This window comes from Nocardia sp. NPDC004278 (assembly GCF_053602975.1).
Genome location: NZ_JBSGEQ010000011.1, coordinates 112,724 through 125,649, shown reverse-complemented (window position 1 = coordinate 125,649; position 12,926 = coordinate 112,724). Strand labels below are relative to the sequence as shown.

Sequence of the window (12,926 nt, the reverse complement as noted above, 5' to 3'; positions counted from 1 at the left end):
TTGGTTGGACTATCTATTTTGGTACGCGATTGGCCGCGTTCATCTTCCGACCAGCTTAGCGATCGCGTCGGCTCGGCTCGTCCGATACATTATGTTTGCTACCGATAGGTTGCAAAGTGTGTGACAACCGGATGCCACACGGGAGCGTTCGTGCGAGAGTGGAACCGAGTGTTGGTTCGACAAGTAGGGGACTGGGCGCAAGTGTTCGGATCTTTCGGTAAAGAGCTACGCAATTGACCGAGCCGTTGAGTGGCGGCACTCGCGCCGCCGAACCCGAACTGTGCCGAGTCTCTGTCATCGGTGGAAATACCCAGCTCGATGTCGGGCTCCCCGCGACCGTGCCGATCGCCACATTTATCGGTGATCTGGTCACCCTGATCGAATCTCGCAATCCCGATCTGGTGGAGAGCGATGACGGCGGCACCCCGCTGCATACCGAACACTGGACGCTGGCCCGCCTGGGCCGTTACGCCATCGCGCCGAGCCGCAGCCTCACCGAGGCCGAGGTGTACGACGGTGAGCTGCTGGTGCTGCGCGCGGTTACCGCGAAGGAATCGCCCGCGCTCTTCGACGATGTCATCGATGCCGTATCCCGGCTCACCGCAGCCGATTTCCGCGGCTGGTCGCCGAATGCGGCACGCTGGACCGGTCTGGTCGCCGCGGTATCGGCGGTGCTGCTCGCGCTGCTGCTGCTCGGTGCCGGGCGCGCGCACGGCGGTGGTCTCGCCGCGCCGTTCCTCGCGACCGGCGTCGGCATAGTCGCTGCGGCCGCCGCGGCGATCGCCGCGCGCAGGTACGCGGACCAATTGACCGCCACCTGGTTGTCGCTGTGCGCATTGCTGCTGTTCTTCGGTGGCGCAGCGCTTTTCGTGCCCGGCGATCTGGGCAGTCCACATCTGCTGCTCGGCTGCTCGGTCACGCTGGTGGCCGCGGCGGTGATCTATCGCGCCACCGCGACCGGTGCCGCGCTGGCGGCGGCCGCGGTGACCGTCGCGCTCTTCGGCGGCGTCGCCGCACTGTGCCGGATGGTCTGGGACTTCGAATTGCCGAAGATCTCCGCCGCCATCCTGGTGGTGGCGATCACCTTGATCTCGGCGGTGCCGCGGCTGGCGGCGGTGCTGGCCCGGCTGCCGATTCCGCCGGTGCCGACCGCGGGCGGTGCGATCGATCCGGCCGATCACGAACCGCGGCCCACCATCGAGGGCATCGGCGCGATCGGCGCCACCGCGCTGCCCTCGGCCGCCGGACTCGGTGAGCGTGCCAGGGCCGCCAATCAGTACCAGACCGGCATGCTCATCGCCTGTGCCATCGCGGCGGTGGTCGGTGCGCTCGGTGCCGCAGATCCGCTGGGATCCGCGCGCTGGCAAGGGATTACGCTGGCCGCCATCGCCGCGATGATCGTGAGTCTGCGCGGCCGTTCCTTCGCCGATCTGGTGCAGGCCGGTGCGCTTATCGCGGGCGGAGCCGTCATCATCATCGGCCTGATCACCGGCCTGGCCCTCGGCGATTCGGATCTGCTGTTGCTGGCCGGTGTGCTGCTGCTCGCCTTCGCCGCCGCGGTGGTGGTGTTCGGCGTGATCGGCCCGCACCTCGAGGTGACGCCGGTGACCCGGCGGGCCATGGAGATCACCGAATATCTGCTCATCATCGCGGTGATTCCGCTGGTGCTGTGGATCATGGGCGTGTATTCGATGGCCAGAAACCTATGACTGCTCGGGCGAGCAAGCCCGGCTGGCGGCGCAGGACCGGAATCATCTGCGCCGCCGCGGTTCTCGGCGCGGCCATCCTCGGCTCATCCGCGCCTGTCGGCGCGATCCCGCCGCCGACGATCGACTCGGGTGCGCTCGGACCGGCACAGGCACTCAGCGGGCGGCCCGCCCCCTTGGAGCCGACCGAGCAGAAGGTCGTCTGCGCCGAACTCTCGCTCATCGGTGGCGCCCCTGCGGAGCCGCCGCTGCCGCAGCGCGTGCTCGATCTGCCAGCGGCCTGGCAGTTCAGCCGCGGTGCCGGACAGAAGGTTGCGGTCATCGACACCGGTGTGAACCGGCATCCGCGCCTGCCCGCGCTACAGGCCGGCGGCGACTACGTCTCCGATTCCGACGGCACCGCCGACTGTGACGGTCACGGCACCCTGGTCGCCGGCATCATCGCGGCGCGGCCGAGCCCCGACGACGCCTTCGTCGGCGTCGCACCCGAGGCCGAGATCCTCAGCATCCGCCAGCTGAGCACGCACTATGAGCGCAAGGACCGCGCGGGCGGCGATCAGCCGCCCGATGCCATGGTGCGCTCCGGCTACGGCAGTGTGCTGGCGCTGGCCGCCGCGGTGGTCCGCGCCGTCGATATGGGCGCGACCGTCATCAATATCTCCGAAGTCTCCTGCAGCGCAGTGGGAACCGACACCGCCGACGTCCCGCTCGGTGCCGCGGTGAAGTACGCCTACGACCACAATGTGGTGGTAGTCGCGGCGGCGGGCAATGTGGAGAACGGCGGCGCATGCGAGAAGCAGAACGATGGTTCGGGCTGGGACAGCGTGCAGACCATCGCGAGTCCGGCCTGGTTCCAGCCCTACGTGCTGACGGTCGCCTCCATCGATCCGAACGGCTCGCCCTCGGCACTGTCCTTGCACGGTCCGTGGGTCGGCGCGGCCGCCATCGGACGCAATATCGTCTCGCTCGACAACAAGCCGGGCGGTACCGGACTGGTCAATGGCGCGATCACCCAGGAGGGCACCGGATCCATTCAGGGCACCAGCTTCGCCGCACCCTATGTCGCCGGGCTGGCCGCACTGGTTCGGTCCCGGTTCCCGGAACTCACGGCCGGACAGGTGATCGAGCGGATCACCCGCACCGCGCACGCGCCCGGTCCGGGTCACGACGATCGGGTCGGACACGGCCTCATCGATCCACTGGCCGCGCTCACCGCGCAGCTGCCGGATAAGGCGATCGGAACCGGCGCGGACACCCCACGCGTCATGGCGGCCCCGCTACATCCGGCCGGACCCGATCCACTGCCGCGTCGCGTCGCGGTCATCGGCTCGGTCACCTGCCTGATCGTGCTGGGACTCGGTGCGGCCCTGTCGATTCCGTTCCGGCGGTCGCGTGACTCCGCCGACCTCGACTCCGAAACAGAGCTGTAGAGGGACCCATGGTTACCGAAGGTTTCGTGCGCCGCCCCCGCATCGCCCCACCGCGCGCGCCGGGCGGCGAGGTGGCGTTGAATTCGCCGCCGGAGATCCAGCGGGCCATGCCCGGACCGCTGATCATGAAATTGATGCCGGTGATCATGGTGGTCGCCGTCGTCGGCATGATCGCGATGATGGTGATGATGGGTCGCAACCTGCTCGCCAACCCGTTCATGATGATGTTCCCGATGATGATGCTCATGTCGATGGGCGGCATGATGCTCGGCATGCGGGGCAACGGCCCCAAGGGCGCTGGCGAACTCAACGAGGAACGCAAGGACTACTTCCGGTATCTGGACCAGATGCGCAAGGATGTCCGCCGCACCGGTACCAAGCAGCTGGAGTCGCTGTCCTGGAGTCATCCGGAACCGATCGATCTGCCGTCGGTGGTCGGCACCCGCCGGATGTGGGAACGTCGCCCGAACGATCCGGACTTCGGACATGTGCGGGTCGGAGTGGGCAGCCACCGGTTGGCGACGAAGCTGGCCCGCCCGGAGACCGGACCGCTGGAGGACCTGGAGCCGGTCTCCACCGTGGCGCTGCGCCGTTTCGTGCGTACCCATTCGGTGGTGCACCAACTGCCGACCGCGGTGTCGTTGCGGGCCTTCCCGGCCATCAATCTCGGTGGCGATACCGTGTCGGCGCGGATGCTGGCGCGCTCGATGCTGATGGAGCTCACCGCATTTCACGGACCCGACCATGTCGCGGTCGCCATTGTCTGCGCCGATCCCGACGGTCCGGTCTGGGCGTGGGCGAAATGGCTGCCGCATCTGCAACATCCGACCGTCCGTGACGGCATGGGCTCGGCCAGGATGATGTACGGATCGCTGGCCGAACTCGAGACCGCACTGGCCTCGGAACTGCTCGAGCGCGGCCGGTTCATGCGCAATCCGCAACCGACACAGGGCCGGTTGCATCTGGTGGTCATCATCGATGACGGCTACGTCAACGGCACCGAGCGGCTGATCAGCGAATCCGGCCTGGACTCGGTCACCGTGCTCGATCTGACCGCGCCGGAGAACGGCCTCGCCGCCCGGCGCGGACTGCAACTGGTGGTCGGTGATGGTGAAGTGAGCGCGAAAAGTGCCGCGGGCACCGAGAAATTCGCCACCGCCGATGTGGTGAGCGCGGCCGAGGCCGAGGCCTTCGCCCGCAGCCTGGCCCGGTTCCGGATCGCGACCGCCGCGCAGATCGTCAGCCTCGGCGATGACACCAGGACCGATCCGGGTTTGATGGCGCTGCTCAAGATTCCGGATGCCGCGCAGATCGACCCGTCGAAGGTGTGGCGTCCGCGCACCGCGCGCGAGCGGCTGCGCGTGCCGATCGGCGTCACCCCGGACGGTACCCCGGTCGAAATCGATATCAAGGAATCCGCCGAGAGCGGTATGGGCCCGCACGGATTGTGCATCGGCGCAACGGGTTCGGGTAAATCCGAATTCCTGCGCACGCTGGTGCTCTCGATGGTGACCACGCACTCACCGGACGCGCTGAACCTGGTACTCGTCGACTTCAAGGGTGGCGCCACTTTCCTCGGTCTGGACTCCCTGCCGCACGTCGCCGCGGTCATCACCAACCTCGAGGAAGAACTCTCGATGGTGGACCGCATGAAGGACGCGCTGGCCGGTGAGATGAACCGCCGCCAGGAATTGCTGCGCGCCGCCGGAAATTTCGCCAATGTCACCGATTACGAGAAGGCGCGCGCGGCGGGCGTTGCGCTCGATCCGCTGCCCGCACTGTTCGTCATCGTCGACGAGTTCTCCGAATTGCTCTCGCAGAAGCCGGATTTCGCCGATCTGTTCGTCATGATCGGCCGCCTGGGCCGCTCACTGCACGTGCACCTGCTGCTGGCCTCGCAGCGACTGGAGGAGAACAAGCTGCGCGGTCTCGACTCGCACCTGTCCTACCGGATCGGTCTGCGCACCTTCTCGGCCAACGAATCCCGCGCGGTGCTCGGCATCACCGATGCCTATCACCTGCCCGGCATCCCCGGCTCCGGCTATCTCAAGAGCGATGCCGATGATCCGCTGCGGTTCAACGCGACTTACGTGTCCGGCCCATATGTCTCGCCGAGCGGCAGCAGGCAGGTGGACGGCCGGGTGGTCGGCGGTCAGTCGCCGACGGTGTTCACCGCCGCGCCGGTCGAGATCAGGGAACGGCCGCAGCCGGTGCGCATGGAACTGCCCGATCTGCCACCGCCGCCGGGAGCCGAGCCGGAGGACGAACCGCACAGCGGTGGCGTCCCCGAGACGCTGCTCGAGGTGGTCGTGAAGCGACTTACCGGACACGGTCGTCCGGCGCACGAGGTGTGGTTGCCGCCGCTGGACGAGTCGCCGACGGTGGATATGCTGCTGCCCGATCCGGATTGGCGCTCCCCGGTCAACCGACACGGTCAGCTGTGGATGCCGATCGGCATCATCGATAAGCCCTACGAACAGCGCCGCGACGTGTTGACCATCCAATTGGCCGGTGCGCAGGGCAATGTCGCGGTCGTCGGGGGTCCGCAGTCCGGTAAGTCCACGGCCATCCGCACCATCGTCATGGCCGCGGCCGCGACCCACAGCCCCGAGCAGGTGCAGTTCTACTGCCTCGATTTCGGTGGCGGCAGTCTTGCTGGTCTGTCCGGTCTGCCGCATGTCGGCTCGGTTGCCGGTCGCCTCGACGGCGATCGGGTGCGGCGCACCGTCGCCGAGTTGACCACCCTGATGCGCCAGCGCGAGGAGCGTTTCGCCGCACTCGGTATCGAGTCCATGGTGGAGTTCCGGCGCCGCAAGTACTCCCAGATGGAGGCCAGGCTCATCAACGGGACCGAGGCCGACCCGAACGATCCGCTGGCCGCGGACCAGTTCGGCGATGTCTTCCTGGTCATCGACGGCTGGCAGGCCATGCGCGAGGAGTTCGACGCCGTCGAACCGCAGATCACCGCCATCGCGGCACAGGGACTTTCGTACGGCATCCATCTGATCATCGGCGCCGCCCGCTGGGGCGAGATCCGGCCCAATGTGAAGGATCAGATCGGCACCAGGGTGGAGCTGCGCCTCGGCGATCCGACGGACTCCGAAATGGGCAGGCGCACCGCGGCGCTGGTTCCGGTCGGCCGCCCCGGCCGCGGTCTGACCCCCGATGAACTGCATATGCTCATCGCGCTGCCCAGGCTGGATTCCGATTCCGATCCGCAGACCCTGGCCGAGGGCGCGGCCCAGGCCAGGGACCAGATGCAGCAGCTCTACCCCGGCCGTCGCGCCCCCGAGGTGCGCATGCTGCCGCAGCAGATCAGCCGCGAGGAGGTCGTGGCGATTGCGCGCAGACATGAGGTCGAACTCGGGCCGACGAAGATCCTCGTCGGACTCGGCGAGAACGAATTGGATCCGTTCGTGCTGGATTTCGGCCAGGAGCCACACTTCATGGCCTTCGCCGACGTGGAATGCGGCAAGACGACGCTGCTGCGCAATATCGCCATGGGCATTACCGAGAACGCGACTCCGGAGCAGGCGAAGATCATCCTGATCGACTACCGTCGCAGCCTGCTCGGCGTGGTCGACGAGGCCCATCTCGGCGGCTACTCCACCTCATCGCAGACCTGCGGCCCGATGGTCAACGAACTCGCCAGATATATGTCCAAGCGCATCCCCGGCTCCGATATCACCCCGCAGCAGCTGCGCGAGCGCAGTTGGTGGACCGGACCGGAGATCTACCTGCTCGTCGACGACTACGACATGATCACCGCGGGCATCAATCCGCTGCTCCCGCTGCTGGAATACCTGCCGCAGGCCCGCGATATCGGTCTGCACCTGGTGGTCACCCGGCGCACCGGCGGCGTTTCGCGCGCGCTCTATGACAATGTGCTCGGCGGTATGAAGAACCTGTCCGTCGACGCGCTGATCATGAGCGGACCCAAGGACGAGGGTAAGCTGATCGGCGATGTCCGCCCGATGAAACTGCCGCCCGGCCGCGGCATTCTGGTGTCGCGCAACCGAGGTCAGGAGATGGTGCAGATCGCCTATCTGCCGCCGCTGTGAGCCTCGAACTCGGGCTGCGGCTCCGGTACCCGGGTCAGCACCGTGGTGATCGGCTCGAATGTCCAACTGTCGGAGCGGCGTTGGAATAGGGCGCGGGACGGGCCCGAGGTGACCGGTCCCGCGATCCTGGCCAGGTGGAAGCCTGCTCTGCGGTAGTAGTCGTGCAGATCGGTATTGGTGGTCCAGGCGTCGAGCCGGACCCAATGGCGCTGTTGTTCGCGCGCGAGCGATGCCGCGTGGGCCAGTAGACGGTGGCCGATGCGCTGACCGGCGAAGCGCAGCTCGACGATCATGTAGTGCACGATCACCGCGTCCGCCAGTTCCCACGGTGACCAGAGCCCCGGATCGGCTTGGTCGTTGACGGTGATCGTCCCGGCCGGTTCCCCGGCCACCTCGGCGATCCAGGTTTCCCCTGCATCCAGGGACCGGCCGACCGACCTGGCGAAGATCTCGATCGGTAGGCCGCGTCCGGCCACGGTCCACTGATCGGAGCCGCGCGCGGTGAGCCAGGCGGTGCGCTGGATCCGCAGGCGGCAGATCAAGCCGAGATCACTGAGGGATGCCCGGCGGATCACGGTAGTCATGGCAATACCGTATTCATGGCGAAACATTTTTCATGGCAAGGAGATACCCGACCCGTAAGAGATGCCGAGGGTGTGTCGGATGACGTCGGTGCCCGCGGCGTCACCCAATTCGTAGGCGAGCCGGTTGCGGGTGGCGATCGAGCGGTGCCGGGTGGCCCGTGTGATGCGCTCGTGATTGGCGCCGATGCGCAGGTGATCCAGCAGAATGGTGCCGGTAGCGACGCCGAGCACGATCGCCTCTTCCGCGCTGGCCGGGCGGGCGACGAGGGTGTCTCGATGTGCGGTTTCGGCCTGTCCGCGGTCCGCGATTCGGCGTGTCGTGCCCTCGGGAATATCGTGCGGCGAATCGATGCCGGTCGCCTCCGCCAAGTCTCGTGGATAGAAGCTGACCTCCCACGACCACGGCTCGTTATCGAGATATTGGACAACCGTCCTGGCCAATACCCAGGAATCCTCCGGCACACCGAGCCACTGCGCCACCTCCGGACTTGCCGGTTCCATTTTCGCGCTGAATTCCTTGGTCGGCTCGCGGTGTGCCGCGCGCGCGATCTCTTCGAAGATGTCATGGGCCGACTGCGGCCGATCCGGGCGAATATGGTCGGTGACAACCGATTCCAGCACTTCCTGGTTTCGCACGATAGTGCCACGGGAAGTAGCCGTGTAGACCAGATTCTCGGCGACGAGCACCTGAATAGCGTTGCGCGCGGTAGTGATCGAAACCTGCATCTGATCGGCCAGCTCGGTATGGCTGGGCAACCGATCGCCCGCATTCCACTTGCCTGCGCGGATCTCCTCGCGGAGGAGGTCTGCGATCCGGTGATACGTCGGACCGTCCGCCATCTTGCTCCTCGGTCAGTCGTGCAGGTAACGAAGTGTACTCTTCGTGACTCCCTACGGCCGGGTAACGCTTGACAGGTGCCTTCAGAGGTTTATTGTAATGAACGTCCTGATCCAGCAGGTGTTGTGCGGCGATGACGGCGAGGCAACGTGGCAGGTTCGGATTCATCTACGGTTGTGATGGCTCTTCCCGGCACATCGCGATGTGTCGATTCGACGGTGCAGTCCCTGACTCCCGGGCTGCTTCCGACCTCGGATCTACTCGTTCGCGCGTGCCGTGGTCACCGAGTTGTCGGTGGCCCGCTCCTCTGGTTCGCCCGTGACCTCGCGGTGCTGCACGAGAGACGACTCGTCGGCCGCGGTGGTTCGGTGTCGACCGACCAGGCGACGATTCTCGAAATCGAGCGTCGGAGAGTCGAATTGGTCATGGCCATCGACGATTGGGTGGCGCGCAGTGTGCCGCAGCATCGGCTCGGCGCGACGCTACACACCGAAACGGTCGGCTCGGTCATCGACCGGATCGCGGAATCGTCGGTACGCGCCCACCACGCGTTGATGACACTGGACGCCCATGACGACCAGTTGCACAGCGCGTGGCATCATCTCGCCGAATTGGCTGACGCCTACGACGATCTGGTGCGCGACATACTCGCGGGACGGCGGCGACTCCCGGAGTGGTGACGACCCGGGTTGACGAGGGGCCGTGGCAGTTCGTGACGGACCGGCCACGGCCCCTTGTCGATTCGGTGTGCCGGGCATCGATCGCTCAGCGGCGTCGGGTGTGCGGGGACAGACACCACCGCCCGTCCTCGGCCTGACGGACCAAGTCGCCGTAGGCGATTGCCAGTTCGGCCAGTCGCGTCCATGCCACATGCATATGTTCTCCGGACAGATCCTCGGTCATCATCAGGTGGAACGCGCGATCGGCGCTGGCCGCGATGCGATCGATGGTGTCGCCGAGTTGGGCGTCGAGCAGATCGGCGGATCGACGCGGCAGGTGCTCGGTTGCCCAGCCATTGATATTGGCGACCAGTTCGGTTCGCAGACAGTCGATTACGGCGGTCGACTGCGGACGCTCGCGCCGGATGCGGTGCAATCGGACCAGATCGTGCGACCACCGGCACACATGTCCGCGCACCTGCTGACCGCTCATTGCGCACAGTAATTCGCTGGTGCTCGGCAGTGCGGCGTCCGCGGTCGGGCGGAAAAGCGTCGAACGGCTGCGGGACATCGGGTTACTACAGTGCGCGGGGGCGTTCACAGCGGTGCGGTGAGCTCGAGGTGGATACCGTCGGGATCGCTGAACGATAGGATTGCGATGCCGAATGCCTCGAGTCGAATGATCTCCCCGTGCTCGATTCCGGCCTCGGACAACCGGGTTTCGGTGCGAGCCAGATCGTCCACCGACGGCACACTGAAGCTGAGATGGTCCAGTCCGACGCGTTCGGAATCGAATCGGTCGGTTGCTGCGGCCACCGGGCGCAGGCCGAAAAGCATCCCGTTTGTCTGGAATACGACGCCGCCGTAGAGCTGGTCGGGATCGGTGCGCACCTGCGGATCATCCGGGCTGCCCGGTGATTCCGCGGCGATATGGAAGCCGAGCACATCCCGGTAGAACGCCTTGGACCGGTCGAGATCGGTCACGGTCAGGCGGACGTGGTGGATGCCGAAGGTTTCGACGAGCGTCATGGAAACTCCGCAGGGCAGGACGGATAGGTAGTACGAAGACTAGGGCGCTTATTCCGCGGATCCGAGTGTCGGATACGACATATTCAGTACTGTTTCCGACATGGATGTTGCGGTCTTCGTGCAGGACGGCGTTGCCGATCTCGGACTCACCGCCGTACTGCAAACATTTGCCACCGCCAATGAGCTACGCGGTGAACTGGCGACGGCACCCGAACCATGGCGGGTGCATATGGTGGCCGCAGGTGGGCAGGTGCGTACGGCGCACGGTTTCCTCGCGCAGACGAAACCGATGACCGAATTGCCCGATGGCATCGGTCTGATGGTCGTCCCCGCCTCGGGCGTCCTGGATGCGGAGGGTTTGATCGGACTGGTCTCCGCGCCCGCGAATCGGCCGGTGCTGCAACTGATGACGCGCGCCTACGAATCCGGTGCACACCTCGCCGCGGCGTGCACCGGCACCTTCTACTTGGCCGAGGCAGGCGTGCTGGACGGTGCCGTGGCGACGACGAGCTGGTGGCTCGGCCCGGCCTTCCGGCGCCGATATCCGCGCATCGACCTGGACGAGAGCCGGATCCTGTGCCGCGCGGACCGGCTCACGACCGCGGCGGCCACACTGTCGCATATCGACCTCGCCCTGTCGCTGATCGCCGCGCAGAGTCCGACACTGGCCGAATTGACCTCCAGATACCTGGTGGTCGGCGATCGGCGCAATCAGCTCGACAGCGCGATTCCCGAGGTGATCGCCCGCAACGACTCCCTGGTCGCCGCATTCGAGCGCTGGGTTCGCGACCACATCGCCGAACAGTTCCTGATCGCCGACGCGGCACAGCGGCTCGGCGTCACCGAACGCACCCTGCAACGCGCGACCCAGGCCGAAATCGGCATGTCACCACGAGATTTCGTGCACGAGGTGCGGCTGGAACGGGCCACCCAGCTACTGCGCACCACAACCCTGACCATCGAAGCGGTAGCCGTCAAGGTCGGCTACCTGAACGCGGGCACCCTGCGCGGCCTGTTCCGCCGTCGCCGCGGCCGATCCATCGCCGAGGTGCGGGCGTCTCGATTGTCTTGGTGAAGTGCATGATTGCGGCCTTGGCGAATACCAGCGAGTCCTGCGAGTGCCCTGTCGCGATACCCGGCGCGGTTATCGACCTGGGCCGAGCCGTGGAAGCGTGTGCGCTGCACCGCCGGTGCACCTGGTGCCCGTCTGTCCGGCGCTGAACGATCCGCCCATGGGGCGACCACCACTCGGCCGCGCACGCGGAGGCGCTCATTGCGGGTCGCGGCTTCGCCCCGACCGCCACTCGGCCGCGCACGCGGAGGCGCTCATTGCGGGTCGCCGCTTCGCCCGCCACTGCGTGCACGTCGGAGCGAGTCTCGAGAACTCGCCGCGCTGATGGCGCGCAAATTCAACCCAGCCGGTCAGCCACCGTATCTGCGGTGGTCTATGCCGAATTCGTCGGCGACCGTCGCGGCGAGTTCGACGTAGGCGCGCTTGGTGGTCTTGTGCAGGCGGTGCAGATCGATTTCGGCGCCCTCGGACAGGTGCGAGTCGTACGGGATGATGTGCACGGCGCGGCAGCGCGACAGGAAGTATTCGCGCAGCTGCTGGATGCCCACATTCGGTGAACCCTCACGCGGCAGGTTGATCACCACGACCGCATTGCGGACCAGGTGGTCATGGCCGTGCAGGGACAGCCAGTCGAGCGTCGCCGCGGCGCTGCGCGCGCCGTCGATCGCGGCCGAGGAGATCAGCACCAGCGAATGCGCCAGGTCGAGCACACCGCCCATTGCCGAATGCATCAGTCCGGTACCGCAGTCGGTCAGGATGATGTTGTAGAACCGCTGCAGGATGCGAGCGACCGCGCGGTACTCCTCGTCGTTGAATGCCTCCGACGCTGCCGGATCCCGTTCGCTGGCAAGCACTTCCAGTCGGCTGGTGCCCTGCGAAGTATGTCTGCGCACATCCGAGTAGCGCTGGATCGCCGGATCGAGCAAAAGATCGCGCACGGTCGAGCGGGTCTGCAACGGCACCCGCTGCGACAGCGTGCCGAAGTCCGGATTCGCGTCGACCGCGATCACCCGGTCACCCCGGATGGAGGCGAAGATCGACCCGAGACCCATTGTCGTCGTGGTCTTTCCGACACCGCCCTTGAGCGAGAGCACCGCGATCCGATAGTCACCGCGCACCGGCTGCCTGATTCGTGCGACCAGTTCCTGCAGCCGCAACTCCTCCGCGGACAACCCGGGATTGATCGCACCGCCCGATACGTGATGCACGGCCTTGCGCCACCCGCTACTCGGCGACTTCTTGGCCCGCCGCAACGGCACATCATCGAGTGAGGGCTGCGGTCCATGCGGATGCTGCGCACCCTGCTGATATGGCTGCGGCATTCCGCCCGACTGCCCATACCCCGGCACGGCAGGCGGCTGCCCGTATCCGGCCTGTTGGCTCCCAACAGGTGGCTGGCTGTATCCGGTCTGTGGATCTCCGGCGGGTGGTTGGCTGTATCCGGCGTGTGGATCTCCGGCGGGTGGTTGGCTGTATCCGGCGTGTGGATCTCCGGCGGGTGGTTGGCTGTATCCGGCGTGTGGATCTCCGGCGGGTGGTTGGAGGTA

At 66.4% G+C, this 12,926-nt stretch carries 10 protein-coding genes; 5 read left to right on the top strand and 5 right to left on the bottom strand.

Going from position 1 to position 12,926, the window contains the following annotated elements; translation table 11 throughout:
* Window positions 1–233 precede the first annotated feature (233 nt).
* Genes eccD through eccCa form a run of 3 tightly spaced genes read left to right on the top strand, consistent with a single transcriptional unit; the run spans window position 234 to window position 7,197 of the window.
* Entirely contained in the window at window positions 234–1,709 is a 1,476-nt protein-coding gene (eccD, locus tag ACWEO2_RS19125) for a type VII secretion integral membrane protein EccD (RefSeq protein ID WP_452406525.1), read from the top strand.
* Window positions 1,706–3,136, top strand: coding sequence for a type VII secretion-associated serine protease mycosin (gene mycP / locus ACWEO2_RS19120; RefSeq protein WP_452406524.1), 1,431 nt, complete (start codon window positions 1,706–1,708; stop codon window positions 3,134–3,136). Before eccD ends, mycP begins: the two co-directional genes overlap by 4 nt.
* 8 nt (window positions 3,137–3,144) lie before the next feature.
* Window positions 3,145–7,197: a type VII secretion protein EccCa gene (gene eccCa / locus ACWEO2_RS19115; protein ID WP_452406523.1), complete on the top strand. Its 4,053-nt coding sequence runs from the start codon at window positions 3,145–3,147 to the stop codon at window positions 7,195–7,197.
* Here eccCa and ACWEO2_RS19110 read toward each other — a convergent pair.
* Both ACWEO2_RS19110 and ACWEO2_RS19105 read right to left on the bottom strand, forming a co-directional pair.
* Window positions 7,179–7,781, bottom strand: a complete 603-nt coding sequence (locus tag ACWEO2_RS19110) for a GNAT family N-acetyltransferase (protein ID WP_452406522.1) — start codon at window positions 7,779–7,781, stop codon at window positions 7,179–7,181. The genes eccCa and ACWEO2_RS19110 overlap by 19 nt on opposite strands.
* Window positions 7,782–7,811: 30 nt before the next feature.
* Complete coding sequence (locus ACWEO2_RS19105; RefSeq protein WP_452406521.1) at window positions 7,812–8,621, bottom strand: GntR family transcriptional regulator; 810 nt, start codon at window positions 8,619–8,621, stop codon at window positions 7,812–7,814.
* Between the two features lie 366 nt (window positions 8,622–8,987).
* Here ACWEO2_RS19105 and ACWEO2_RS19100 point away from each other — a divergent pair, with 366 nt between their 5' ends.
* Window positions 8,988–9,299 carry a DUF4254 domain-containing protein gene (locus ACWEO2_RS19100; RefSeq protein WP_354951822.1) on the top strand — a complete coding sequence of 104 codons (312 nt, stop codon included), beginning with the start codon at window positions 8,988–8,990 and terminating at the stop codon, window positions 9,297–9,299.
* An 85-nt stretch (window positions 9,300–9,384) separates the two neighbouring features.
* Here ACWEO2_RS19100 and ACWEO2_RS19095 read toward each other — a convergent pair whose 3' ends face one another.
* Both ACWEO2_RS19095 and ACWEO2_RS19090 read right to left on the bottom strand, forming a co-directional pair.
* Entirely contained in the window at window positions 9,385–9,849 is a 465-nt protein-coding gene (locus ACWEO2_RS19095) for a hypothetical protein (protein WP_452406520.1), read from the bottom strand.
* A gap of 26 nt (window positions 9,850–9,875) precedes the next feature.
* The gene (locus ACWEO2_RS19090; protein ID WP_452406519.1) at window positions 9,876–10,307 is read right to left on the bottom strand and encodes a VOC family protein; all 432 of its coding nucleotides are present in this window, start codon (window positions 10,305–10,307) and stop codon (window positions 9,876–9,878) included.
* Window positions 10,308–10,407: 100 nt separating this feature from the next.
* On the opposite strand from ACWEO2_RS19090, the gene ACWEO2_RS19085 reads away from it, so the two are divergent.
* Entirely contained in the window at window positions 10,408–11,382 is a 975-nt protein-coding gene (locus tag ACWEO2_RS19085; protein ID WP_452406518.1) for a GlxA family transcriptional regulator, read from the top strand.
* A gap of 347 nt (window positions 11,383–11,729) precedes the next feature.
* Here ACWEO2_RS19085 and ACWEO2_RS19080 read toward each other — a convergent pair.
* Window positions 11,730–12,926: nucleotide-binding protein (locus ACWEO2_RS19080; protein WP_452406517.1), on the bottom strand; the 1,197-nt coding region annotated here is incomplete at its 5' end.